This window comes from Marasmitruncus massiliensis (assembly GCF_900186535.1).
In the GTDB taxonomy this organism is placed as follows: Bacteria; Bacillota; Clostridia; order Oscillospirales; family Ruminococcaceae; genus Anaerotruncus; species Anaerotruncus massiliensis_A.
The window spans coordinates 802,402-828,170 of sequence record NZ_FYDE01000004.1 but is presented as its reverse complement, the minus strand read 5'-3'; the positions used below and the strand labels follow the sequence as shown (position 1 = coordinate 828,170).

The window sequence follows — 25,769 nt, the reverse complement described above, 5'->3', positions numbered from 1 at the left end:
CGTATTTGTTTACTTGCGCGGTCAACGCCAATGGGACAATAAATATTTTTCCGCTTCCGGGCACCATAAACCGTTGCTGGAATCGAGGATGTCCGCAAGCGCAGCAAAGCGGCTGTCTTCCCCGGACAGGGCGCGGAAGTCCTTTGAAGCTGTAAGCGGCATGGAGATATGGTTATAAATCAGTTTTTTTCCGCCGCTGAGCCGTGGCAGCTCCAGAATCGTTTGGGCGGCGCAGTCCAGCCCCCCAATATGGGTGACCATAACGGCCGGATTGATGCGGCCCTGTTCCGACAAAACTAAGGACTCCTTCATATCCTCCGTGTTTCCTCCGGTCGTTCCCATCACATGCGCAGAGTTGTAATGCAGATCGTAGCAGTTGATTTTCCCCATCAGTTGCGTATCAGTGGGACCCGCGAAGAAATTGATGCAGCCGTCACGTCCCAGAATCGCGCTGCCCAGTTCCACCAGGGAACTGATCGGCGCAAAGATAAAGACGTCGTCAAAGCCGCCTCCCGCAAGGGCTTTCAGCTGTCCCGCCGGGTCTTCCATACCGGTAGTGTTTATAAAATGAAGCGCTATACCGGTTTTCTCCCCTTTTGCGGAAAAAATCTGCCGACATTGCTCCAGTCTGGCCTGATCGATATCGGTTATCACCACCACGCCGGGGCGCCGGTCACAGCCAAGGGCGTATTCGACCGCTCCCATTCCCATGGGGCCCGCGCCCGCGAGGATCGCCAGTCTGCCGCCCTCTTTGATTCCCATGCTGTGGCTGTATACCCCCATTTGGGTGTGGTAAGCCGCATGAAAAGCGCCGATACAGCAGGACATCGGTTCCGCCAGGGAAGCCTCGAAATAAGCCTCCCCATGATAGGTAAGGAAGCAGCCGCATTCCATAACCTCCGGCGGCATCACACAGTAGGTGGCGTTTCCGCCGCACCGGCTGTAAGAATATCCCGGCGACCACATTGAGCCTTTGTAATTCAGCGCCGGCTGCATGGTGAATTTGTCACCTTCCCGGAACTGCCCTTTATACTTTGAGCCGACCTGCACAATATTCCCTGCCATTTCATGGCCCATAATGGTGGGGTTATGCGCCACATCCACCGGAACACGCTTGTGCTGCTGGCCCAGAATTGCACATTTATGGGTGGACATACATACGCTGTCCGAAACTACCTCGACCAGGATTTCATCGTCACGGATTTCCCCCAGTTCAAATTCCTCTAAACGCAGATCGCCTGCCCCGTAAAGTCTGACTGCTTTTGTCAGCATATTTTATCCCTCCAATTTTCCGTGATATTCAGACACCCGAACATAGCGGGCGTAAAATTCAATCTCCTCGCGTTCCGGCGGGCTGCTGCCCTCTCTGGTTACCTTCGCGGTGGCGGCACCGACCGCAAGACGCGCGGCCTCCGGCAGGTTCATGCCGGTTTCATGAGCAAATATCATAGCAGCCGTTACCGTATCGCCGGCGCCTACCGTACTTTTTACAGCAACCTCGGGGCCTTTCGCCAGCAGGACGCCATCCGTGCCGGCAAACAGGGCACCCCGCGCGCCCAGCGAAACAACTACGTTTTCCACCCCGTCCCGGCAAAGCGTCTCTGCCGCTGCCGCCAGCGTGGAAATCTCCATATCCGGCAGCCCCAGGAGCTGACAGAGCTCCTCATCGTTCGGCTTAATCAGCCACGGTTTTTCTGCAATCACCTGGCGCAGGCGTTCCCCGTCCAGGTCTGCCGCGACACAAACGCCCCGGCTTTTGAGCCGCTTTGTCCACACCGCGTAAATATTGTCCGGCATCCCCGCCGGAACGCTCCCTGCCAGCAGCACCGTATCGCCGGGAGCCGCCCGTGAGAGCAAAAGGGTTTCAAACTCGGTGACTGCGGCGGCTCCGATTTCCGGCCCCGGCTCGTTCAGGTCGGTATAAGTCCCATTCACCGAGTCCACCACCTTTAGATTGGTGCGTGTTTCCCCGGGAACCCGCACGAAATCGGCTTGAATGCCCATTTCCGCTAAAGACCGCTCTACAAATGTTCCAGCCGTACCGCCTAAAAAGCCCATTGCGACGGAGGTGCCCCCGAGCTTTTGGATTGCCTTTGACGCATTGATCCCCTTTCCCCCCGCGTCCAGCCTGATCCCGCCGATCCGGTTGACATGGTCGACGGAAAACCCGGGCGATATGGCTGTTTTATCCACTGCCGGATTCAGCGTCACCGTGATAATCATAGCGCCTGACCCCCTGTGGAAAGCTTTTGATAGATGTAAGCCGGGTCGGAGGTCGTTTTCATTTCCTGCAGAAGATCCTCCTCCAGCATCATGTTGGCTACCGCTTTCAGGATCGGCAGATGCTCGTCGTTAAGTCCCGCTATGCCGATGACCAGCTGCGCTTTTTCGTCGCCGAACGCAACGCCCTCCGGGAATTGCAGTACCACAAGTCCGGTATTTTGAATGAATTTTTTTGCTTCGCCGACACCGTGCGGGATGGCGACACCGTCGCCGATATAGGTTGTCACCGTATTTTCCCGCAAAATCATTGCTTCAATATATTCCGGCTCGACACTACCGCGTTGTACCAGATATTCACCCGCCATTCGAATCGCCTCGAACCTGTCGTCTGCTTTGAGCCCGATATGGATATCCTCCGGCCTCAGACATTTAAAGCTCTCCACGATCTCCCGGCGTTTTTCTTCTTTTTTTCTGAAAATGGGCATTGCGTTGTCCTCCTATGCTAGCGTTTGGTTATGCTGTGATAAAATGCCGTCAATATCTTTTCCGCTGCCGCGTAACAGTCTACTTTATCGCCTGCGCGCAAGGCGTCTATGAACCATCCTTCCTCCACAACGGCCCGGCTGATGGCGCTGATTGCTTCCAGCGACTGCTTGGGACACTCTTTTGGAGCGACCATCACCAGAATCGTTTTCAGGCGGATTTCCTGCATGTTGTGGGAATGCACAAAACATTTGGGGGTGACAATTCCCAGCCAGAGCCTGTCGACGGCAGCCGAACGGCAGTGCAGCAACATGGTCCGGTTATTTTCCGTGACAGTACTGCCAAACTGCTCCCGCGCGAACAAATCGTTCGCCAGTATACTTTTTTGCTCGGGTGTGGGCGCCATATGCGAGGCGACCTTCTGCACCAGTTCCGCGACGGTTGTGCAGCCGTCGTCCCTCCAGACGAAAAGGTTTCCCAAGATCTGCAGGATGGCGTCAATATACGCTTTTGTCTCGGTGAGCGACGCAGCAAGATTGGATAGTTTAACATATGTCCTTTCCTTCGGCGGTTCCATCTTGCATACCTTGAGGATTTTCCATACGTTGTCCTTTTCGCTGTCGTTTAAAAACGGGGAAACCACGGCGCACGGGATGCTGGAATCCTCGATCGGCACAGTGGAGATAATCATCTCCACACCGTTCTCCTGCAGGCGCTTACAGTCGATGTTAGAGGTGGAAACGCTGTTCACAATCTCAATATCCGGGAACTCGCGGTTCACGCGAAGTGCGAGAAGCTGTGCCGTGACGATTCCGCTGGGGCAGCATACCACCGCGCGGCACCGGCGGATGTAGGAACTGCGGCTGTCCTCCAGCGCAACGCCAAGATGGATGGCGATGTATCCGATCTCCGAATCCGGCACAGGCAGCATGAGCTCATCTTCTATGACAGCGGCACATGTTTTCGCAAGTTCGTAAAGCGAACCATAGTGCGTCTGAATCTCTTTGAGCATGGGATTGCGAATCTGCATATTCATATTCAGGCGTTCTATGGTGGGCACCAGATGGTTCACCAGCGCGTTGTAAAAACCACTATCCGGCTCTATGATAAGACCGGTTTTTGCTTCTGCGATCCGGATAATTTTATCCGCAATGTTTTTTGCTTTTAAAATACTGCGTTCGCTGCCAAACCCGCGCAGCCCCTGAGCAGCCATCAGGATTGCGGTCAGATACTCTACCTCACCTTCCGGTATGGGCGTGCCGCAGTGCTTCTCCAGCTTTTTGACCAACCGGCCTGCCAACTGCCGCGCACCGTCGTCGTTGCTTAAATTCGGAATCGGAACGGTGATGCTCGCGCCATCCCGCACACGGCGCACGATCAGGTATAGATGAATCAGCAGTGCGGTACGGCTGCGGTCGTTGAGGATCAGTTCTTCTTCGCGGTCCGTTTCCTCCAGGGCAAGTTTGACGGCGTCCAGCAAATCAGCTTCAAAAAGCGCACCCAAGGAGGCGGCGGGCTGTCGAAAGGCATGATCGGCAGAGCCGCTCTCCTCCATACAGCCATAGTAAAGGCCCATGAGCGCGCGGCGCCGCTGCCACTCGTCAGCGTCTACATACACGCCTACGCCCGGTTTCCTCACCAGCGCCAGCTTGTTGCTGTTAAACCACTTTTCGCACTTATCCAGATCCGCGCTGATGGTTGCTTCGGTAACGCCAAAATCCTTGGAAAACGAATAAATTTTGTGCGGCTCTCTGTCGGTGAGCAGGGTATACAGAATTCCGGTCATCCGCTCGTTTTGCGAATAAGAAGGCCGCAGCTCCGTATGGTCGGCAATATGCCTGCGCAGGGACTGGCGTTGTTTTGCGTCGCCGCAAAACCGCACACCGTTGGCGCTTTTCTTCTCGATCAGCTTGGAAAAACTGCCAAGGCGTTTTGGGAAAGCGCCCAGGTCACGCTGCACCGTCCGGGTGCTCAGCCCAAGGGAGTCCGCAATGCTTCCCAAGGTGATAAACCCTTCGGTGTCCAGTATCAATTCAAGAATTGCGCGCTGCCGTGTGGTAATTTCCACGGACTCCCCTCCAAATCAAACCCCATCAGGGAGGAAAGCCGCATCAGTGGCTGTCCTCCCTGACGTTATACAGTATTATAGCTTTGCCGTCAGCGACTCAATAAAGGGCGCATAACTCTGCGCGTCCATAAAGTTATCAACCGTAAACAGCTCGGCATGCGGTGCTTTTGCTTTGGCGCGGTCTGCGAGCACCCTCTGGGTCAACACATAGGTGGCGTCGTTCGGTATCTCCTCGATAGCCGAGTGCACAACCTTGATATCCAGCCCCGCTTCATTCAGTTTTTTGCGAAGCATTGTAGCGCCCATCGCGCTGGAGCCCATACCCGCGTCGCAGGCAAATACAACGGTTCCTGTCAGCTTTCTCAACTGGCCTTTGCTCTCCTTTTTCATCGACTGAACGTTTTCCTGGGCAAGCGCAAGATCGGCGTCGGATTCCGTGGAAGCCCTTTTCTTAACAAAGACACAGGCGACCAGGAATGAGACCGCGCAAGAGATCAGTACGCCAAGCAGGGTTTTGAAGAAATCGCCCTTCGGGGTCATGGCAATCAGGGCGAAGATACTGCCCGGAGAAGGCGTGGCAACCAGACCGGCACCGGTAATGGCAAAGGTCAGTACGCCGCATGCGCCTCCCGCGATAACTGCCAGAAGCAGCGCCGGGTTCATGAGGACATAGGGGAAATAGATTTCATGAATACCGCCAAGGAAATGAATGATCGCGGCTCCGGGAGCGGAACTTTTTGCGCCGCCCTTGCCAACCAGCCAGTATGCAAGGATAATGCCCATTCCAGGACCGGGGTTAGTCTCGATCAGGAACATAATCGATTTTCCTGCAGCGGCGGCCTGCTCAATACCAATCGGGCCCATGATGCCGTGGTTAATGGCGTTATTCAGGAACAGGATTTTTGCGGGCTCCACGAAAACAGAGATCAAAGGCAGGAACCCCGCACCGTAAATCCATGACGCGCCGGCTGTGAGGATGGCGGTAATGGCAGAAACAAAGGGGCCGACGAGATAAAAGCCGCAGACGGCAAGCAGCATCCCAATGATGCCTACGGAAAAATTGTTTACCAGCATTTCAAAACCGGCCTTGATTTTGCCTTCCACCGCTTCATCAAATTTTTTAATGATCCAAGCGGCCAGCGGAGCATAAATCATGACACCAAGGAACATGGGGATGCTGGCGCCAACAATGATACCGATACAGGCAATGGTTGCAATGATAGCGCCCCGCGCGCCTCCCACATTTTTACCGGCTGTGTACGCAACCAGCAGTGGGAGCAGATACTTCAGCATGGGGTCGACCAGCGTGGCCAGTTGCTCATTGGGAATCCAGCCTGTGGCAATGAACAGCGCCGTAATAAGCCCCCACGCAACGAATGCCCCGATGTTGGGCATAACCATTGCGCTCAAGCTGCGGCCGACGCGCTGAACAGCGGTTTTTGAACTGCTTTTCTCAAACATAATCGATTACCTCCTCAATTGATGATGTGGCGTCTTGCCTTAAACTCTTTTCACGCCTTACTTAAATTTTATTGATTTTTTATTAAATTGCAAATAAAAGATTCAATAATTTAGGTAAAATATATTAATGACAAAATTATGTTTCCAAGTTTTTGTCTACAATAATCGAAGCACAATACATGGTATCTGTTCGCTTAATCTGCTTGCATAAGGATTACAAGGCGTTTTGGATGGTCTGCGGGCATCCAGCGTTGTTCAATTCCGCCAAAGCTTTTGTGCATTCGTACAAATTTCAGCATCCAGGCAAACTCAGCGTTCTTGTCCCATATGAATGCGTTGCTTTTTCCAGGATCGGTCAAATTAACAGGAAGGACTGTAATTTTTTGAAGAATACTGTTCATTTGTGAAAAATGTTATATTTAACCAGCACGACTATTGCCTATATAACCAAAATCTGCTATATTAAGGTTAGACAAAATACTCCATTAAAGTACACTTTAATGGAGTATTTTTTATTTAGTTAAAAAAAATAAATATTAAACAGATAAAAATTTTTTTTGCATTTATTTAACAAATATGAAAATAAAATAATAGCTTACAAGGTCAAATACAGCCCATGCACCAGTGTGTACTCCAATACATCATAGTCAGGAGGATAAAGCATGCTGTTGCAGAACCGGTCCATCAATTTGGGAAACAAAGATATATTTGATAAAATCTCCTCGAACTTAGTATATAACTGCAATATTGACGTATGTCTGTTAATACTGATTCAGGATTACTACGCGTCCATTTTAGATTCATACAGTACTCCAAAATTTAAAAGCATGGATGCCGATCCGATAGAATCATCCGACCAGAAGCAAATAATTAATTTGATGCGCGAAAAAAAGCGATTAATCATTGCCCGGGACGACGATATGCTGTTTGACAATATAGAATATGAGCATCTGATTACAGGTATATCGCAGGAAATGTATATTCCGATATTTTCGCAGACCAATGGTGATAAAATCATCGGATGCTTTTATTTAGGATGCCGGAAAATGAACAATGCTTTTGATGCTCTGCTGCAAAATGAATATTTCAATAGTGATCTGTCTGTCATCAGTTATGTATTAAATTGTATATACAACAACTGTTTAATAAAAAAAGATTTCTTTTCGTACATGAATATGGCGTGCGAATTTTATAAAAACCACAGTTGCCGTATTAATCATCCGTTTAATGTTGCATATTGGTGCATACTGATTGCAAAACAGATCAAGTTGGATGAAAAATATTATTTTGAACTTTACATTGCCGCAATATTGCACGACATAGGCATGCTGTTGGTCCCACAAAATATAGTAAACAAATCCGGAAAATTAAGTGACAACGAGTTCAGTATTTTGAAGCAGCATACAGTATTCGGGTTCAATATGATAAAAAATCTTAAAGATCATATCGGCTTAAATGATCTGGACGATATTATACGGCATCACCATGAAAGATTTGACGGAACCGGGTACCCTGACGGATTAAAAGCGGAAGATATCCCTTTATTAAGCAGGATTATAGCAGTGGCTGACGCGACTGACGCAATGTTTTCAGACAGAGTATTTCAGTCCTCACTACCTCAGGAAAAAGTGATTGAAGAACTTTCAAAGAACAAAGGAAAACAGTTTGACCCGTATTTAGCAGGCATTATGATCAATATTTTAATCGGGCAGGACGAGGATATAAAATCGATCATAGGACCCATAACGTGGGTGTCCCTGATTATTACAACAAAAAGCAACTGCTACAATTATCAGGGTAATATGATCAATAATGACATAGGTTATGAATTCTATTGCGATGAAGTTGATTTTAAGGATTTTATCGGAGAAAAAAGCAATGAAATTATCGATTGCTCACTGATTGTTGAGAAAAACAATAGGTTCTATGAATACAATGTACTGTTGGGAAAAGTTGACACCGGCTGTATCTTTATTAAAGATATTCAATATAAGCCATCTAACCAATATTATAGCATGTATTGGAATTTAACGGGAGAAGTTCAGGATAATAACCTGCATATATCCGATGCCGCTATCAAGAAAATTGGCGGTAACTTAATCACTTTCTGCTGCATAGAACAAACTCCACTAAATATGAAGCAGATCTATACGCTAAAAGTTCTGTTTGAAAACGGCGAAGCAATCTATGTTCCCGGCAAGAATATCAGAAAGTATCAAAGCGGGAATGACACATTTTATGATTTTGAGTTTAACAACTTAAACGAAACTATACGCGATAGGATCTTTAAGCAATTATTCAACAGACAAACAGAAATACGCCAGTTCATGTTAAAAGCCAGTTATTATTCAGTTGCGAATAATCCAAAATAGTACATAAAATCAAACGTTCCTGCAAGCCTTTCTTTTCAAAAGATACTGTTGTACCACTGTACCGGAAGTAAAAAGCCAGCGCCTAAACGGCGCTGGCTTTTGATGGGTCCGGCAGGAGGACCGAATGGGTTACCCGGCAAGAATATTCTTAAGTATATAAGATTTTTCCTGTGTCATTTCATCCAGTGTCACACTTACGCCTTCCCTGCCGAGCCCGCTCATCTTCCAGCCGCCGAAAGGCTGATCCAGATGGCGGTAATTGCCGGAGCTGTTGATCACCACTCCGCCGCATGCCAGTTTGGAGGCTACCCGTATGGCCCTGTTCATGTTCCTGGTCATTACCCCTCCCTGAAGGCCGTAAATCGTTGCGTTGGCAATTGCAACCGCCTGTTCCTCGTCATCAAATTCAATGATTGGCAATACAGGTCCGAATACCTCCATAGTAGTTGCGATGTCCATATCCAGGGTAACATGGTCCAAAATAGTGGGCTGAAAATAGGAAAGGTCGTATGCTTTCCCTCCGCAAACCAATTCCGCTCCCTGGGAAACCGTCCGTTCCACCTGCTGCTGAATCTCCTGAGCCGCCTTCGGGCTGATTACCGAGCCAAGGTCGGTCTTTTCATCCAGCGGGCTTCCCTGCCGCAGTTTTTCCAGCTTTTGCAGCATGATCCGCAAAAACTCTTTTTTTACGGTACTCTGCACAATAAAGCGCTTGGGGGCGCAGCAGGTCTGTCCGGCGTTCTGAACCCTTCCCTGCACCGCGTCTGCCGCTGCCTGCTCCAAATCGCAGTCCTCAAAAACGATGTACGGGTCATTCCCGCCAAGCTCTAAAAAGACCCGTTTCAGTGTCTCGGCTCCGACTTTTGCAATATGCTGTCCGACTTCGGTGCTCCCGGTAAAGCTGACTGCGTCAATGTCCTTACTGCCGACAAGCAGGTCGCCAACGACTGCGCCTCTTCCGGTAACCAGCTGAAGCACCGGGCCCGGAATCCCGCAGGAATGACAAATCTCCACAATTTTCATGATAGTCAGCGGATTTTCAGTGGCCGGTTTTATGATTACCGCATTGCCTGCGGCCAGCGCGGACGCGGTTTTTTGGGTACAGAGTTCCACCGGATAATTAAACGGCGAGATGCATGCCACGACACCCAGTGGTTCCCTGCGCGTAAAGATAATATCTTTTTCCGTTCCGATTTGATAGTCTGTCAGGGTACGGCCGTAATAGTGATTGGCCATCTCGGCAAATCCGCGGAAGATCTGGGCACAAACACGGATTTCCCCACGCGCCTCGCGGATGATCTTTCCCATTTCCGTGCTGAGACTGACCGCCAATTCCTCCCGCCTGCGGTCTATTTCATCCGCACACGCCATCAGTATCCGGGAGCGCTCATGTACAGGAGTGGACGCCCAGACCCTTTTTCCGGTCTGTGAGGCATCAATTGCTTCCTGCACATCCTCGGAAGTCGCGGCGGGAACGGTGTCAAGGAATTCCTGCGTGGCTGAATTCAAAACATCAATCGTTTTTCCGTCCCTGGAATCAGCCCGCTTTCCATTGATGAACATTTTCAATAAAAATCACCTTTTCTTATTATAAGCTCTAATTAAAACTTGGAATTCGGATCATAGTACTGGTCAATATTCTTTGCGTTTACACTGACAGGCTCAAGGTAAACCACCTTCTGCACGGATTCCCCATCCAGCCATTTCAAAATGGTCTGCAGGGTGAGATCGGCGCATTCAGCGGGATCATTTCTGCCCGTAGCCAGTATCTGCCCGCCTTCTTTGATCATGCGATACATTTCTTTCTGCCCGTCGACGCCCGCGATGATAATGTCGGAACGGTTTGCAGCCTGCACCGCCTGCAGCGCGCCCAGCGCCATATCATCATTTTCCGCAATGATGCAGTTGATGTCCGGCGCCGCCATGAGCATGTCTTCCGCCGCGCTAAGGCCGCCCTCCTGGTTCCAATCGCCCCATCCCTGCGTGAGGATTTCGAAATTGCTCTTGTTGGAGGCGGCAAGCTGCGTTTCCGTAATACCCTTTACGGTTCCCATTCTTCTGGATACGCCCAGTGCATTGCCCTGGTTTCCACTGAGCAGACCGATCCTGATTTTTTCAGAGCCGAAATGCTCCGCAACATCGATTCCCACAAGATTCCCCAGTTCATAGTTATCAGACTGTATCATGGATACATAGTCTGCGGACGGGTCAATCGAGTTATCCATGATAAAAACTGGAATCCCTGCGGCGGTGCATGCCTGTGTAGTAGCAACCGCGCCCTTGGGGTCTTTGGGGTTGATTACAATCACATCGCAGCCCTTGGAAATCAAGTCCTCCACATCGGACTGCTGTTTGCTCATGTCGCCCTGTGCATCGGCAGAGAATAAGGTGATGCCCATTCCGGCGCAGAGATCTTTAAATGTGGACTCCTGGGTCGCAAAGTAGGCTCCGCCCAATGTCTGCATCGAAAGTCCGATTTTCAATTCGTTTAGCGGTTTCTTGCTTTCAGATGCCGCGGGCGCACTCTCACTTGGCTGCGCGGCCGGAGCGGGTGCCGGTTCATCGCTGGTAGAAATCGCGGAGCACGCTGTGAACAGAGAAACTGACAGGCAAATTGCCAAAGCCATGCACAAACTCGGAAAACCTTTTTTCATTTTAACTGACCTCCTAATAATTGAGTGAATCAGAAAAGTCCGAACTGTTTTACTTTACCGTATCAAACCGGCCAGGTAGTGCATTCTGGCAAGCCTGACGGCAAGTAACAATCGCGGCTGTGTCCCGGCGGCACTACACGCAGGAACCCAACCTTTATACTTACTGCAGTTGACCCTTCTAAGATTTCTTGCTGCGCTGCATAAGTACTGCTGCTATGATAATGACCCCCTTAATGACCTGCTGAGGATAGCCCGCTATGTTCATGAGGTTCATAATGTTTCCGATCATCCCCAGTATGAGGACTCCCATCAAAGCGTTGGGCGCCGAACCCCGGCCTCCAGACAGGCTTGCCCCGCCGATCACACAGGACGCGATTGCGTCCAGCTCCAGCCCGTTCCCGATGTTCGGCGATCCGACTCCTGTCCGGCCGTCGCTGATGATTCCGCCAAACGCGCACAATAAAGCGGAAATTACATATACGGCCCATTTGTAGTACTCCACCCGGATCCCGGAAAGTTTAACGGCCGTTTCATTGCTGCCCATCGCCTGTACGAACCTGCCGAAGCTGGTGTAGCGAAGAACCAGCCAGATGATGATAAAAATGATCACCGCGGTAACGACCGGAAACGGAATTCTGAAGATCGAACCTTTTCCAAACGCGAGAACAATCGGGTTTTTAATCTGGATAGGAGTTCCTTTGGAAACAATATAGGCAATGCCCCTGGCGGCAGTCATTGACGCCAGTGTTACCACAAACGGGGCCATATTCTGGAATGCCACAAAATATCCGGCAATCAGGCCCGCCAGTGCGGCGCATGCAAATGCCATCAATAAGGCGGTTGCCAGATTGGACGACGCCGCATAATAGGAAAAGATGACCCCTGTCATAGCAACCACGGACCCGACCGAGAGATCGATTCCCCCAGTGAGAATAACCAGCAGCATCCCCATGCTCACAATCGTGGTGCCCGAAAGCTGGCGCAGCAGGTTGAAGATATTCTGGCTTGTAAAAAATGCATCGGATAAAATACTGGAAACAATCAGGAGCAGTAAAAACACAATTGCCGGTATGTAATTTTTTAGGACAGTACGGGCAGCCGGTTTTTGCGCTAGTTTTGAAATATTGACCCCATTCATTTGACTTTTCCTCCAACGGCAAGTTTCATAATATTGAGTTCCGACAGTTCACTTTTCTGCAGCTCCCCGGTTTGCCTGCCGGCGTCAATCACGATTGCCCGGTCACACATACCGATAATTTCAGAGAGCTCGGAGGAGATTAAAATGATTCCCATGTTCCTGCGCGCGAACTCATTGATCAGATGGTAGATTTCCACTTTTGCGCCCACATCCACGCCTCTGGTCGGTTCATCAAGAATAATCACCTGGGAGTCCGTATTGAACCATTTGGCGATGACCACCTTCTGCTGATTTCCCCCGCTTAAATCCTGCACGGGGGTTTCCGGCGTATCGGTTTTAATATTCAGCTTCGCAATCAGGTCATTGGAGAGAGCCTGTTCTTTCCTGCGCTGAATAATGCCCAATTTCCCCAGAACTTTTTTGATGCTGCACATGGTGATGTTGTACCGGATGGGCATATCCAGCACCAGCCCCTGCTCTTTGCGGTTTTCCGGGACGAGCCCGATTCCATGCCGCATTCCATCGCTGGGCGAATGGATAGCCACTTCCTTCCCGTTGAGCAGAATATGCCCCGATAACTTGCTGTCCGCACCAAAAATGGCCCGCACGATTTCCGTACGCCCGCTCCCAACAAGTCCCGATATTCCCAATACCTCTCCGCGCCGAACCGTAAAGCTGACGTCGGAAAAGGCCTTTCCGCTCAGATGTTCCACCCGCAGGATTTCTTCCCCGGGCGTTGCCTCACGCGGCGGATAGAGCGTTGCAAGCTCATGGCCGATCATCAGTTCAATCACATGATCAACCTGCATGTCGTCTTTTCTCCCACTTCCGGTTACTTCGCCGTCCCGCATAATCGTAATCGTATCGGCGATTTCAAAAATTTCATCCATCCTGTGCGAGATATAGATGATACTGACCCCTTTCTGCTTGAGCAGACGAAGGGTATGGAACAGCTTTTCCGATTCTTTAGGCGTGAGCACCGCCGTTGGTTCATCCAAAATCAAAACCTTCGTATCCGCAGACAAAACCTTCGCGATCTCAACCACCTGCTGGTATGCCACGCTGATGTTTCCCACCAGCTCCTCGGGATTCAGGTCAAATCCCAAATCTGCAAGAACCTTTGCGGCGCGTCGGTTCAGATTTTTCCAGTTAATGATCCCGTGCGGACCCAGCCGGTCAAGAAAAATATTTTCCGCCACAGTCAGGTCGCTGGCCAGTTCGAATTCCTGATAGATTGTCCCGACACCCAAATCCCTTCCCCGGCGCGGGGAGCCGATTTCCACACACGCACCGTCAATATAAATCTCCCCCCGGTCTTTTTTATAAGCACCCGACAGGATTTTCATCAGAGTTGATTTTCCCGCCCCATTTTCGCCAACCAGCGCGTGAATTTCGCCTTGCCGCACCTGCAGGCTCACTCCTTTGAGCGCTTTGACTCCTCCGAAGCTTTTGTAAATATTCTCCATTCGAACCCGATATTCGTTCAATGTTTCCCCTCCCCTGTTTTCATCTGTGCCACGGGTGGATATTGTCAAAATATACATAAATAAAATCAACATCTTCCACTTTATTTATCATTAATATCCATATCATTATTATAAATCCAATTTTTTAAATGTAAAGTACGCACATTTTTGTTACTAGCATACATTCAGATAAACAATGCCTTGAAAATCGGACTGCGTTTTTCCGCAGTCAATTTACAGGCTACTGAAGCAGGCTTAGGGTAGTTACAAAAATGTGCGTACTTTACTGATTATAAATTTATGGTATTATTTAAATATAAATTTATCTAAATGTTAATTACTTTTTATGTTTTAAACAATAAAAGTGAGAGGAGGAATGCTTATGTTGGTATTATGAAACCTCAGGCGACAGAACACGGTAAAATAAGACGACAGAAAAGGAAAGGAATGGCAAAAATGAAGACAATGAAACAGCTTGCAAAAAGATTTCTTTTATTGCTTATGGTTTTGACATTGGTACTTACATCGTCCATTCTTGTAACAGCCCGGAAAAGCTCAGCGAGTTCGTCTTCCGTTACTATTTATGACTCCACCACCACATTCAAACATTTTGACTATACATTAAATCCGGACAACTCCTTCCAGAGCGGCAACCCTTCCAGCCTTGTCAATACGGTGTTTAATACCAAAGTAATCGAAAACGATTATCTGAAGGTAACCTTGCTGCCCGATTTCGGCGGCAGACTTTTGTCCATCATTTATAAACCGACAGGCAAAGAACTGCTCTATCAGAATCCGGTCGGCGCACCTTATGGGATTGGGGAAGGAAACTTTTATTATGACTGGCTCATGGTCTACGGCGGCATTATGCCTACTTTTTCAGAGCCAGAGCATGGAAAGTTCTGGCTTCTCCCATGGAGCTATCAGATTGTGACCCAGAATTCCAGTCAGGTTTCCGTTAAAATGACAGCGACTGATACAATCAATTTCACACGTAGACCCGGAAAATTTGATAACGGGCTTACGAACATTACCTGTGAGGTCATTTACACGGTCTATGCGGACAAGCCGTATGTAGAAATGAATGTCCGCTTAAAGAACAATCAGGATCAATCCGTCAATTATGAATACTGGACATGCAATACGCTTGCTCCAGGCTCAACCCCCGGCAATACGATCGGCTCTGAAACAATGGAGATCGTTGCTCCAATGACAGAGGTGAAAAGTAAAGATGACTGGTGGCCGTGGATGGGGACCGTTGATGAAGCAGTGAATGCTTCGTCACATCTCTTCAAATTTGACAATCTCGCACATTTTTCCAATTGGGAGGATATGGGGATTGCCTATGCAAATAACCTCTCCGGCAACTGGTGGGGTGTCATCAATCATGACAACGAGCAGGGGATTCTGCGAATTGCAGACAACAGCGGCGCAACTCCCGGTATGAAGCTCTGGACATGGGGCTTTGATCAGAGTTATGCCGTCAATCCCGAAACCGCATACGGAAACTCCGCCAGACCTTACATTGAGTTATGGGGCGGAACCTCATCCGAATTTTTTGAAGACGCAACCCTGTCCCCGCAGGAGGAACTCGAATGGACAGAATATTACACCCCGACGGTCGGTCTTACTCAAGTGACCAACGCAAATGAGAAAGCCGCTGCTTACCTGTATACCGAAGCAGACGAAACGCAAACAACCTTCCATGCAGATGTCAATACCAGCTTCCCTGGAAAAACGATCTCGGCAACTATGAGTCTGGTCGGGAGCAGCGGTACCACGGAACTGCTGAATACCAGTTTTGTAAGCGGCACCACTTCGGCTCAGAATCTGATTACTGCTGTCAATCAGGATTCGATTCCTGCCGGAGAGTTCACTTACCAGCTGGAGCTGAAAGATTCCAGCGGTGACACATTGCTCAAAGCAGATATCCCGTACAATTCCGAAGGAACTCAAAACCCTCCGGCGGAACAACCCGAACCGACCTGGTACCTCTTTAACCAGGCTGTCAGCAATGTTTCTCCCAATGGAGAAAATATGCAGGCGGATCACAGCGGAATCACCGGATGGCAGCCCATTAAAACAATTACCGATTCGCCCTCGTATTGGTATACCCCTGTTCTGGATGGAACCTATACCGGCGGGGACTGGACATTTACGCTCTGGACCAACAGCCCTGAGTCTGCGTCTGAAATCACGGTAGAGCTCTATAAAGTAGACGCGGACGGCTCCGGGGCGGAACAAATAGGATCGCAGACGAATGATGTTATGGCTTCCGGAACCGGCAACCATCCGACACTCTACACATTCAATGCCCTTGCCCTGGAACTTGATAACAACCGGATAATGGTTAAAATCTCAAAGAGTTCCGGCGCGGACGCGGTTATCAGTTATAATACCAACGACTTTCCTACAAGGCTCGAAGCACCTCAGGCGTAATGATTTCAAGCTGCCTCTGCCAGCCGCAGGCCACCCTGCGGCTGGCTTCATGTTTGATTTTGTGCATTTGGTATGGTAAAGAAAAACAAAAAATGGAAAATATCTTTACTTTGTCCTATTATCTGCTATACTGGAATTGTCAAATATTACAAAAATACGGAAAAGAGGTGGCATTGTTGGTCACTACGCTAAGGCAAGACCTGCAAAAACGACTTCTGAACGGAGAATTTAATTGTGAGAAGGAGCTTACCCTTTCCATTTTGAGCGGAAAATGGAAAATTGTCATTCTATGGCACTTGGGGCATGAGGGCGCTCACCGGTATGGAGAATTATTTCGCCTTTTTAAAAATATCAGCAACCGTATTTTGACCAAACAGCTCCGGGAACTCGAACAGGATGGTATTATTTATCGGAATATTTATCCGGAAATCCCTCCGAAAGTGGAGTACCTGCTTACCGATCTGGGGAAAACACTCATCCCGATTGTTGATGCCATGTTTGACTGGGGAAAGGCCAATATGCAGTATTATGCGGAATTGGCCCGCCAAAGCGGCAAACAGCAGGAATAGTTAGCCGATTCATTTTTACATATTTTCAGACAATGCTGAATTATAAAAAACGCGCCCAGTATACTGGACGCATTTTTTTATTCTTTGCCCATATTTTAGTGAATGGGGTTTCATGATACAATTTCAAGAGTTTTTGTCTGCTCTGAGGGGATCAACCCTATAGCAGCGGCGTAGTCCGCATCCGTTGCAGCAGATTTTCTCAAACCGCCTGGGGGACGCTCATCAATCTTTTTTTCAGGCGCTGAACCAGAGGCCACAAAAGGAACAGCGCGGAGAGGATGACTAACACCAGACTGATAGGGCGTTGAATAAATACAATGGGAGAATTGTTCGCATAGACCATACTGGATACCCAGTTGCTTTCCATCATGCTTCCAAGAATGGAAGAAAGAATCAGCGGCGCCTGAGGAAGACCGAACTTCCAGAATAAGTAACCTATCAGGCCGAAAACAACCATAACGCCGATATGGAAAAGATTGTTCATATAGGAATAGGCTCCCGTTACGCAAAGTATGACCACACCAGCGGCCAATACCTGCGGGTTCAGTTTCAGCACCTTGGATGCCAGATATTTACAGAATACGAGACTCATCGGCAGCATTGCGAGATTTGCCAGAATAAATCCTATGATAATCATATAAGCCATGTCGGGGTAGTCATTAAACAGAGTCGGGCCTGTGCGCAGTCCCTGAATGGTCAGCGCACCAAGGAACAGGGCGGAGGTTCCGTTGCCCGGAATTCCCAGTGAAAGAAGCGGCACCATTGAACTTGCCACCACGGCGTTGTTCGCAGATTCCGGAGCCGCAACACCTTCCGGGACTCCGGTGCCGAACTCCAACTTGGGGTTGGATTTTTTGGCCTGGTCATACGCCAGGAAAATCGCCATCGTCATGCCGGCACCGGGAATAATACCAAGCACATTTCCTATAAAACTGGACTTCAGCCAGGTCGGGAGCAACCGCTTACACATTGACAAGCCGGGCAGCGCAATCCTGTCCTCCGAAGAGGCGACCGCGTTTTCGGACGCGATTGCGGCATCCGTTTTTTTCTTGCCTACGGCATCATACATCTTGAGCAGGGAATAAATACCGAACAGGCCGATCATACGCGGGATCAGCGGGATTCCGTCCATCAGGCTCGCCGTCCCAAACGTATAACGTGCCATTCCCGTGGTAGGGCTCATGCCGATACAGGCAATCCATAAGCCGAGGCACATCGACAGGAAGTTCTTGGCGATGTTTTTGCCTGCCATTCCGATGACTGTGCTCATGCCGAGTATTGCCAGCATAAAATATTCCGGAGGGCCGAATTTCAGCGCCCATTTTGCCAGAATCGGGGCAAAAAACAGCAATACAAGGGCACTGCTGATGCCGCCGAAAAAAGAGCTTGTCATGCACAGGCTGAGCGCCTGCTTGCTTTTGCCTTTGAGGGTCATAGGATAACCGTCCCACGCGGTGACCATAGCAGACGCCGTCCCGGGGATCTCAAGCAAAACTGCCGGAATGGAGCCGCCGCAGGCGGATGCACAGTAGATGCCCACCAGCAGGGAAAGCGCCACATGAGGATCCATACCAAAGGTCACCGGGATCAATACGGCAATGGTGATGCTGTCGTTCAGGCCGGGAAGCGCGCCGACAATCAATCCCAGCAGAGTCCCCCCCATTAAGGCAAGGAATACCATAGGATTAAAAAACTGCTGAAGTCCAATCAGGATATTCTCCATATGACTCAGTCTCCTTCTTATAGAATCAGTAACAGGAAACAGGAATTGCTTTAAAAATGAAGAGACCAGCCCCGGCGTAATACTCTGTCAGATATCACCTTGGGAACCGGCTCTCTTCATTGAAAGCAATGCACTATTTTACATACCTCAGCTATCTGTCAAAAGTCAAAAAACAGCATCGGTAAGGGAACACGAAGCAGAAGTTTGAATACCAGAAACACAACCAAAGTCAGCAAAACCGAAACCGGCACAGCAACCTTCAACTTACGATAGCCAAGCGCATACATGGTATAGAAAGACAGCAAGACGGTATCAATGAGACACCCGATTTTTTTCATCAGCAGAATATAGATAAACAGGACGGCAGTCGCCTCCAGCACCTTTAAAACATTGCTGTTCTGGAACTTATCCTTATGATCTGCTTTTTTTAAATCGGAATAGAGCTGAAAAAACGATACAGCCAGTGAGAATACCCCAATCATCCTTGGAAAAATAGCCTCGGATTTTTCCATACTCATTGTGGACAGGATGACCCAGACAAAGAAGCCAACGAAAAACGCAGGCATTGTCAGATTGATCAGTTTACTTCTGTTCAACTTTGCACCTCCTGAGCGGAAAGATCCGGAACCGGCCTAATTTCCAAAACCGGCTCCGGCTTTCCAAATTGAAATTCCCGTATTAAGAATTCTGCAGCTGAGGTTTCAGCGCTTTGATTCCGTCAACCGTGAAATCAATATAATCCTGATATTCCTCCGGAGTCTCAGCGCCGGGGGTAATTCCGGATTTTGTCATCGCGTCCACATAAGCATCCGAAGTACAAATTTTGTGGAATTCAGAAACAAGGTACTGGTAAATGTCGTCCGGAACATCCTTGCTGCACGCAATGCCTCTGTTAGCTCCGTCAACCCAGCCTTCATAGCCTTCTTCCATAAATGTGGGAACATCCGGCAGGGCAGGGTCTCTTTCAACAGCCATTACGCCGAGTCCGACAGCCTGTCCGTCCAAGATGGTGCCCGCTGCCTCGGAAACAGTCATAAACGCAACATCGCAATGGCCGCCCATCAGTTGGGAAAGCTGCATTGCCGCGCTGTCGTTATGAATATATTCAAAGTTCAAGCCCATGAGACGAGCCATGTTCAAAGCGCGGATATGGTGTCCGGAGGAGTGCCCCGGGGTCGCGACCTTAATGGTTGTTGTCCTTGCGGCCTCGATAAGGTCTTTCAGCGTTTTATATGGCGAGCTAGTTGGGACGGCGATAATCTCCGCATCCGGGTTGCATCCGATAATCGGCTTAAAGTCCTCATAAGAATAAGTAACATCCTTTAACAGCGCGTTATTGATGACGGAACTGGTATAAACCATCACGGTGTACCCGTCGGCGGGGGCTGTCTTTGCTACATAAGTCTGTCCGATCACGGCGCCGCCGCCGCCCATGTTCTCAACTATAAGGGAATGCCCATTGAAATAATCCTTGCCTGCCGCGCTGGCAACCATGCGTGCCATCGTGTCCGTGCCGCCGCCTGCCGCAAACGGGACAATAAATTTAATGTCCTTTTTCGGGAAATCCGCGGGAGCAGGCACATTTGCCACCTCAGCCGGCAAAGAAGCCTCGGAAGAAGCGGCAGCGGAGGGTGCCGAAGATACGGCTTCCGACGCCGACTCTGACGGAACTTGGGAAGAAGAAGCCGGGGCGGAGCCGGCTGCCGCGGGCGATCCGCTGCATCCAGCGGCTGAAACTGCCAGACCTAACGCACAGACCAATGCAATCATTTTTCTCATGATAATAGAAACCTCCTTACAGTTCTGTTTATTTAAGGCCCGGAAAACGGTCATCTTCGGGCCAATAAACTACTTAGAAACGCTTGCGGTACTGTTCCAGAATCTGCCCAAGCCCTTTTTCCAGGGTTGCACGCGGGCATCCGATATTTAAGCGGACAAACTCCGCACCCTCGGGGCCAAAGCCATCACCGCGGCTGACAGCCACTTTGGATTCATGAATAAAGAAGTTTGCCAGGCTATCCCCGGACATCCCGGTTTCGGAACAGTCCAGCCACATCAGATAGGTTGCTTCCGGCCGAACCAGCTTAATCTTCGGCATTTTCGTCCGGAGGAATTCATCCAGGAAATCCACATTGCTTTCCAGATAAAGCAGAAGCTGTTCCAGATAATCCTCACACTGTTCATAAGCCGCAACATAAGCCGGTACGGCAAACACATTCTGCTGGATGCTGCGGTTGCGCTTGAACTGCTGTTCCAGCTTTTTGCGAATTTCGGGATTTGGAACCACGATTCCGGAGCCCCGCAGGCCCGCGATATTGAAAGTTTTGGACGGCGCATAGCAGGTAACGGTGTTCATCCGGTACCGTTCGTCCAAAGATGCCACCGGTATATGACGGTGCCCGAAAAGTATCAGGTCGGAGTGGATTTCGTCACTGATCACAAGAACGTGATGCTTCAAACAGATATCCGCTATGCGGCGCAGTTCTTCCGGCGTCCAGACACGCCCAACCGGGTTGTGTGGGTTACAGAGGAAAAACAGTTTCGCCTTGGGGCTGGATGCCCGGCGTTCTAAATCCTCAAAGTCTATGGTATACTGCCCGTCCCGGTAAACGAGGCTGCTGTCGCTGATGACGCGGTCATTGTCCTCGACTGCAAACCCGAACGGATGATAAACCGGGCGTTGGATGATCACTTCATCACCCGGCTCGGTAAAGGCCTGCACCATGGTATTGAAAACGGGTACAATTCCCGTCGCAAACATTACCCAGTCGGGATCCATTTCCCAGCCGTGGCGCTTTTTTACCCAGTTTACGGTAGCCGTGCGAAATTCCGGCGTCACATAGGGATAGCCGTAAATCATATGCTCCGCCCTGGCTTTCACCGCATCAACCACCGGCTGTGGGCAGCGGAAATCAGTATCGGCAACCCACATGGGAAGTGCGTCCGGATTTCCCACCCGCGCACCGACATTGTCCCATTTGGAGCTTTCTGTATTCCGCCTTTCCACAATTTCATCAAAATTATATTTCATGCATGATCCTCCTTTTGTAAAATACTGTAATTCAGCAAAGCGTTCTAGTAATATTTATCAAGTTTTTTAAACTTATCATTTTACAGATTGTAGCATATAACAATCCATGTGTAAAATTGATTGTTTTAATGTAAAATATAGGCAAAACCTATAACTCTGATTCTAAATGCTATGACATGACACATGCCCTTGCCAACGTCGTAAGCATTTAATCAGGAAGAAAGCAAAGAAAAAAAGATATCGCCAACAGGTCGGCCGAACCGCCGGGACTGACCCAAAGTTCTTTAAAATCCCGATCCATCTTTTCAAGTTCCCACAGGTAATTATCCGGGTTGATCCTGCTCAGCAGTTCTTTTGCACGGTTTTTCACAGCGTCCAGCCCATCTTTGCCTCTCCGATGTATCACGTTGGTATCCTGAACGGTTGAAATCAGATGAAGCAATGCGAGGCAGCCGGTATAATCCGGACGATCATGTTCAAGCAGAGGCAGCGCGAGTTTAACGGCGTCCGGAAATCCGGCGGCAGCCTGTTGCCTGACTCCATGCACGCCGTAGTCACGAAAAACCTGCTCCCCATGCGTTTGAGGATTACGCCCTTTGGATGATTCCAGATCGGGCAGTGAAAACGCTGCCAGTTTGGCGCAGCGTTCGAGAATCTGCCGGCGCGTATCCTGCCCGTCGCATGCTGTTTTCTGTTTTTCCAGCTCTTCCGCATAAAGCCAGCCCGCCGCCGCGCAAAGCAGTCCCAGTGAAAATATAAGGCCTTTATGGGTATTCACCCCATTGGTTGCCGCAAACATCGCATCTTCCGCAAGGCGCCCCTGATATTGGGCTTTCCGGAACAATGCTTCCGGGGACAAGGCATGGTTCCTGCATCCCAGCAAGACAAACGAGCGAAACTGCGGTGCCAGCGCAGACACGCTGTCAAGAAAGGTAAAGAAGTCCATGTCATCGTGTGCGCCGTTGCCCGCGCGGTCGACCAGCCCGGGCTTGGGCGTAACGGAAACCTCGTATAGCAGTGCTTTGACCGCAGCGGAAGACAGTTCATCCGCATATTTCGTAAAGAAATAATCCTGTATCAATTCCACCGAGCGCCGCTGGAGTTCCTCCACGGGATGCCTGCGGCTGCGGGCACAGCCGCTTGAGGGGTTGCCGCAGATCAAGCATGCCCTCTCCGGCAGGTCAAGCTCTTTCCTGGAAATCTTGATTCCATCCGGGCCTATCAAATCCATATCAAAAAGACGGCCAAGCGCACAGCTTTCTTCTATATCACAAAGCATGCGTTTGACCGCCAGCGGGTCATAAGGGACGGCAAAGTAAGCACAATCCCCTGTTTTCAGGTGTTCTGTTTCCGAAACATCCACAGAAATCCGCCTTCGATTCAGTTCGGAAAGGATCATCCCGCATCCTTCCTCAAACGCTTTCCGTGCCAGCGGAAAGGCTTTATATGGGCCGGCGATATTTAAACTGAAACAAATCAGCGGGCCAGGAAAACAAGCAAGCAGTCCCCGCTGTCTGTCCACACGGTGTTCCCTTGCCGCCAGCATTTCTTCCAGGGAGACCTGTTCACTTGCCGAAATGGCGGAAATGCTCATTTTGCGGACACCTCCATTAAATACCAATAGGTCACTTCCGGCACCAGCGGCCGCAGTTCCTCAAAACGCCCTTCGGCAAAAAGCCGCCGCACACGGCTTGCACTTACCGCCTCGCCGCCGATTGAGAATCGCGGACGCTCAATAACCGTGATTCCATGCTCCGGCAAAAGGCGCTGCATCTGCCGGTTATAGCGGCGGGTCACCGGGCAGAAAGGCTCGCACCCAACATAACGCCGGGTGATGCCAAGCGGTCCGGCAAAGCATTCCGCAAAAACCGTCAGATCGAGCGCGCTGTTAAACTCCGCGGCACGGTCTTTTTCTTTGATAAAATAAACTGGGAAAGTAGCCGACGAAATCAGATACTCTCCGGTCGGCTGCACGGCCACATTCGGCAGATGCGCCGTCCCTTCCTTTACCAGCCTCAGCCTGTCCTGCGCAGAAAAAAAGCTTTTTTCTTCCGATACCACAAAAATATAAAGAAATCCGCATTCCGCCGCCGCGTTCGCAATCAGATCGAGATGCCCGTTCGTAAATGGATTGCAGTTCATGACAATCGCCCCGACGGGTTGTGCTTTTGCCTTTGGGATTTTTGATACAAACTGCGCTACGCCGTTTTTAAGGTCCTCCATCAGCAGAATATGCTCTGTCTGCGCCACTTTGTAAAAACCCAGCGCATCGAACAGGCTCCTGTTCTCCGGTTTCGTATACAGGAATAAATGTGTTTTCCCCTGCAGCGCCGCTTCCAGTTTCAGTTCACTGACTATTTTCGCAGCAAGCCCTTCCCCCTGACAGTCCTTAGAAACTGCAATGCATTTCAGTACATTGTCCTGCATGGAACCGGAGGCGACAATTTTCCCGTCCTCCAGCAAGTTCACGGAAAATTCGATTCCCATCTCACAATCCAGTCCGCTGCGGTTCAGAAACGCCACCGTTTCCAAAAGGCGGCGACCATTCAGCGGGCTGCCATATTCCACATACATCATACCGCCGCCTTTTCTTTCCTCAGTCCTTCACCTGCCGGATCAAGTCGATTACAGAGCCGTCACGATAGGTCACGACCCCCACCACCCGGTCGGTATATTCGATCGGATCAGGGCTTCCAACAATATGTTCCGCCTTTTGCTGAAGCTCTTCAATGGTGCAGAGCGGAATCCCCGCATCCTGAATTTTTTTCAGCAGGTTTTTCCGGCGGGGATTGACCGCAACGCCCTGATCGGTCACAATTACGTCCACGACCTTGCCGGGTGTTACAATGGTGTTGACATGTTTTACGACGCAGGGGATACGCCCGCGTGTAAGCGGGCAGACGACAATCGCCACAGACGCGCCGTAAGCGGTATCCGGGTGCCCGCCGATCGCGCCGCGGATGACACCATCCGACCCGGTCAGCACATTGACGTTGTAACCGCAGTCGACTTCCAGCGCCGAAAGCACCACTAAATCCAGCTGGTTCACCGCCGTTCCCTCATTGGAAGGGCTGGCATAGTAGGAAGCGGATATCTGCTGATGGAACCGGTTATTTTTCAGTGATTCGGCGGTCCGCAGGTCAAAGGACTGGACGTCCAGGATTTTGCTGATCAACCCTTCCTCATGGAGGTCAACAATCGAGCCGGTAATACCGCCTAACGCAAAGCTTGCCTTGATCTGGTCCCGCAGCATTTTTTCCCGTAGGAACCGGGCAACCGCCAGAGAGGCCCCCCCGGACCCCATCTGAATGGAGAATCCATCCTTGAACCGTCCGCTTGCCTCGATCACGTTTGCAGCCGTTTCTGCAATCATCAGTTCCTTTGGGTTTTTCGTAAACCGGGTCGCCCCCGACATAATCCCATCCGGGTTCCCGATTTCAGGGACTTCAACGATATAGTCCACATCCGATTCCGGGATACCGAACGGCGCGTTCGGATAAGAAACGATATGGTTGGTTAGAATTACGGTTTTCTTTGCATACTGCGCGTCACATTTGGCATAGCCCATGGAACCGCACATGACCCCGCCGTCCACATCACGGCTGTATCCGTTTGCGTTGCCGTAAGGGTCACAGGACGGCGCCCCCAAAAACGCCACATCGATCGGGAGTTCCCCTGTTTCAATCGCGTAAGCGCGTCCCCCGTGGCTCCGGAACACTACCGGAATGTCCATCAGTCCGTGAGAAATTTCATTGGCCAGTTCTCCGCGCAGACCGCTGGTTTCAATTCTTCTGATCACACCGCTTTTAATATGCTTAATCAGCGGCGCGTGGCAGTCGGTCAGAGACGATGCAGCCAGCGCCAGATCATGAAAGCCCATCTCCGCCAATTTATCCATGACTATATTGACAATATAATCCCCGTTGCGGAAATGGTGGTGGAAAGAGACCGTCATGCCATCTTTCAGTCCGGTCAGACGAATGGCATCCTCAAGACTTGGCACGATTTTATTGTTCAGCTTTTCGCGTTCCGCCAACGTGCGGGAGTTTTTTGTAAAACTATCCGGGTCGAAAACCCGGCTCACATTCCCAAGTTCCTCCAAATGAGGGATTTCTTCTAACTGTATGCGCACCTGTGTTCCC

19 protein-coding genes are annotated in these 25,769 nt (G+C 50.0%); 3 read left to right on the top strand and 16 right to left on the bottom strand.

Going from position 1 to position 25,769, the window contains the following annotated elements; all coding sequences use genetic code 11:
• Window positions 1–21 precede the first annotated feature (21 nt).
• The 5 genes from C1A10_RS07835 to C1A10_RS07815 all read right to left on the bottom strand — a co-directional run bounded on the left by C1A10_RS07835 (window position 22) and on the right by C1A10_RS07815 (window position 6,235).
• Window positions 22–1,272: a zinc-binding dehydrogenase gene (locus C1A10_RS07835; RefSeq protein WP_101909717.1), complete on the bottom strand. Its 1,251-nt coding sequence runs from the start codon at window positions 1,270–1,272 to the stop codon at window positions 22–24.
• A 3-nt stretch (window positions 1,273–1,275) separates the two neighbouring features.
• Window positions 1,276–2,223, bottom strand: a complete 948-nt coding sequence (gene pfkB / locus C1A10_RS07830) for a 1-phosphofructokinase (protein WP_101909716.1) — start codon at window positions 2,221–2,223, stop codon at window positions 1,276–1,278.
• Entirely contained in the window at window positions 2,220–2,708 is a 489-nt protein-coding gene (locus tag C1A10_RS07825; RefSeq protein WP_101909715.1) for a PTS mannitol transporter subunit IIA, read from the bottom strand. The genes pfkB and C1A10_RS07825 overlap by 4 nt, the downstream gene beginning before the upstream one ends.
• 17 nt (window positions 2,709–2,725) lie before the next feature.
• On the bottom strand, window positions 2,726–4,774 hold the full coding sequence (locus C1A10_RS07820; RefSeq protein ID WP_101909714.1) for a BglG family transcription antiterminator: 2,049 nt from the start codon (window positions 4,772–4,774) through the stop codon (window positions 2,726–2,728).
• Between the two features lie 75 nt (window positions 4,775–4,849).
• Window positions 4,850–6,235, bottom strand: coding sequence for a PTS mannitol transporter subunit IIBC (locus C1A10_RS07815; RefSeq protein WP_101909713.1), 1,386 nt, complete (start codon window positions 6,233–6,235; stop codon window positions 4,850–4,852).
• A gap of 662 nt (window positions 6,236–6,897) precedes the next feature.
• Here C1A10_RS07815 and C1A10_RS07805 point away from each other — a divergent pair.
• Window positions 6,898–8,607, top strand: a complete 1,710-nt coding sequence (locus tag C1A10_RS07805) for an HD-GYP domain-containing protein (protein ID WP_101909711.1) — start codon at window positions 6,898–6,900, stop codon at window positions 8,605–8,607.
• 129 nt (window positions 8,608–8,736) lie between these two features.
• On the opposite strand, the gene C1A10_RS07800 is transcribed toward C1A10_RS07805, so the two are convergent.
• The 4 genes from C1A10_RS07800 to C1A10_RS07785 all read right to left on the bottom strand — a co-directional run bounded on the left by C1A10_RS07800 (window position 8,737) and on the right by C1A10_RS07785 (window position 13,886).
• A complete protein-coding gene (locus tag C1A10_RS07800; protein WP_242968882.1) occupies window positions 8,737–10,170 on the bottom strand; it encodes an aldehyde dehydrogenase family protein in 1,434 nt (477 codons plus the stop codon).
• Between the two features lie 38 nt (window positions 10,171–10,208).
• Window positions 10,209–11,261 carry a substrate-binding domain-containing protein gene (locus C1A10_RS07795; RefSeq protein WP_101909709.1) on the bottom strand — a complete coding sequence of 351 codons (1,053 nt, stop codon included), beginning with the start codon at window positions 11,259–11,261 and terminating at the stop codon, window positions 10,209–10,211.
• A 178-nt stretch (window positions 11,262–11,439) separates the two neighbouring features.
• On the bottom strand, window positions 11,440–12,399 hold the full coding sequence (locus tag C1A10_RS07790; RefSeq protein WP_101909708.1) for an ABC transporter permease: 960 nt from the start codon (window positions 12,397–12,399) through the stop codon (window positions 11,440–11,442).
• Window positions 12,396–13,886: a sugar ABC transporter ATP-binding protein gene (locus tag C1A10_RS07785; RefSeq protein ID WP_180951045.1), complete on the bottom strand. Its 1,491-nt coding sequence runs from the start codon at window positions 13,884–13,886 to the stop codon at window positions 12,396–12,398. Before C1A10_RS07785 ends, C1A10_RS07790 begins: the two co-directional genes overlap by 4 nt.
• Window positions 13,887–14,321: 435 nt before the next feature.
• Here C1A10_RS07785 and C1A10_RS07780 point away from each other — a divergent pair, with 435 nt between their 5' ends.
• A complete protein-coding gene (locus tag C1A10_RS07780; RefSeq protein WP_242968870.1) occupies window positions 14,322–16,304 on the top strand; it encodes a DUF5107 domain-containing protein in 1,983 nt (660 codons plus the stop codon).
• 176 nt (window positions 16,305–16,480) lie between these two features.
• Window positions 16,481–16,873 (top strand): winged helix-turn-helix transcriptional regulator, encoded by a 393-nt coding sequence (locus C1A10_RS07775; protein ID WP_101909795.1) that lies wholly within the window; start codon window positions 16,481–16,483, stop codon window positions 16,871–16,873.
• 199 nt (window positions 16,874–17,072) lie between these two features.
• Here C1A10_RS07775 and C1A10_RS07770 read toward each other — a convergent pair whose 3' ends face one another.
• The 7 genes from C1A10_RS07770 to citF form a co-directional block, all read right to left on the bottom strand.
• Window positions 17,073–18,596, bottom strand: a complete 1,524-nt coding sequence (locus tag C1A10_RS07770) for a tripartite tricarboxylate transporter permease (RefSeq protein ID WP_101909706.1) — start codon at window positions 18,594–18,596, stop codon at window positions 17,073–17,075.
• Window positions 18,597–18,754: 158 nt separating this feature from the next.
• The gene (locus tag C1A10_RS07765) at window positions 18,755–19,192 is read right to left on the bottom strand and encodes a tripartite tricarboxylate transporter TctB family protein (protein WP_101909705.1); all 438 of its coding nucleotides are present in this window, start codon (window positions 19,190–19,192) and stop codon (window positions 18,755–18,757) included.
• Between the two features lie 82 nt (window positions 19,193–19,274).
• Entirely contained in the window at window positions 19,275–20,375 is a 1,101-nt protein-coding gene (locus C1A10_RS07760; protein ID WP_242968868.1) for a tripartite tricarboxylate transporter substrate binding protein, read from the bottom strand.
• Between the two features lie 73 nt (window positions 20,376–20,448).
• On the bottom strand, window positions 20,449–21,627 hold the full coding sequence (locus tag C1A10_RS07755) for a MalY/PatB family protein (RefSeq protein ID WP_101909704.1): 1,179 nt from the start codon (window positions 21,625–21,627) through the stop codon (window positions 20,449–20,451).
• Window positions 21,628–21,835: 208 nt separating this feature from the next.
• On the bottom strand, window positions 21,836–23,221 hold the full coding sequence (gene citX / locus C1A10_RS07750; protein WP_101909703.1) for a citrate lyase holo-[acyl-carrier protein] synthase: 1,386 nt from the start codon (window positions 23,219–23,221) through the stop codon (window positions 21,836–21,838).
• Window positions 23,218–24,204, bottom strand: a complete 987-nt coding sequence (gene citC / locus C1A10_RS07745; RefSeq protein ID WP_101909702.1) for a [citrate (pro-3S)-lyase] ligase — start codon at window positions 24,202–24,204, stop codon at window positions 23,218–23,220. Before citC ends, citX begins: the two co-directional genes overlap by 4 nt.
• Before the next feature lie 19 nt (window positions 24,205–24,223).
• Window positions 24,224–25,759, bottom strand: coding sequence for a citrate lyase subunit alpha (gene citF / locus C1A10_RS07740; protein ID WP_101909701.1), 1,536 nt, complete (start codon window positions 25,757–25,759; stop codon window positions 24,224–24,226).
• Window positions 25,760–25,769: the final 10 nt, after the last annotated feature.

Excerpts from the sequence above, each read along its gene's own strand:
- C1A10_RS07835 (WP_101909717.1), bottom strand. The coding sequence starts at position 1,272 with ATGCTGACAAAAGCAGTCAGACTTTACGGGGCAGGCGATCTGCGTTTA.
- pfkB (WP_101909716.1), bottom strand. The coding sequence starts at position 2,223 with ATGATTATCACGGTGACGCTGAATCCGGCAGTGGATAAAACAGCCATA.
- C1A10_RS07825 (WP_101909715.1), bottom strand. The coding sequence starts at position 2,708 with ATGCCCATTTTCAGAAAAAAAGAAGAAAAACGCCGGGAGATCGTGGAG.
- C1A10_RS07815 (WP_101909713.1), bottom strand. The coding sequence starts at position 6,235 with ATGTTTGAGAAAAGCAGTTCAAAAACCGCTGTTCAGCGCGTCGGCCGC.
- C1A10_RS07805 (WP_101909711.1), top strand. The coding sequence starts at position 6,898 with ATGCTGTTGCAGAACCGGTCCATCAATTTGGGAAACAAAGATATATTT.
- C1A10_RS07800 (WP_242968882.1), bottom strand. The coding sequence starts at position 10,170 with ATGTTCATCAATGGAAAGCGGGCTGATTCCAGGGACGGAAAAACGATT.
- C1A10_RS07795 (WP_101909709.1), bottom strand. The coding sequence starts at position 11,261 with ATGAAAAAAGGTTTTCCGAGTTTGTGCATGGCTTTGGCAATTTGCCTG.
- C1A10_RS07790 (WP_101909708.1), bottom strand. The coding sequence starts at position 12,399 with ATGAATGGGGTCAATATTTCAAAACTAGCGCAAAAACCGGCTGCCCGT.
- C1A10_RS07780 (WP_242968870.1), top strand. The coding sequence starts at position 14,322 with ATGAAGACAATGAAACAGCTTGCAAAAAGATTTCTTTTATTGCTTATG.
- C1A10_RS07770 (WP_101909706.1), bottom strand. The coding sequence starts at position 18,596 with ATGGAGAATATCCTGATTGGACTTCAGCAGTTTTTTAATCCTATGGTA.
- C1A10_RS07760 (WP_242968868.1), bottom strand. The coding sequence starts at position 20,375 with ATGAGAAAAATGATTGCATTGGTCTGTGCGTTAGGTCTGGCAGTTTCA.
- C1A10_RS07755 (WP_101909704.1), bottom strand. The coding sequence starts at position 21,627 with ATGAAATATAATTTTGATGAAATTGTGGAAAGGCGGAATACAGAAAGC.
- citX (WP_101909703.1), bottom strand. The coding sequence starts at position 23,221 with ATGAGCATTTCCGCCATTTCGGCAAGTGAACAGGTCTCCCTGGAAGAA.
- citC (WP_101909702.1), bottom strand. The coding sequence starts at position 24,204 with ATGATGTATGTGGAATATGGCAGCCCGCTGAATGGTCGCCGCCTTTTG.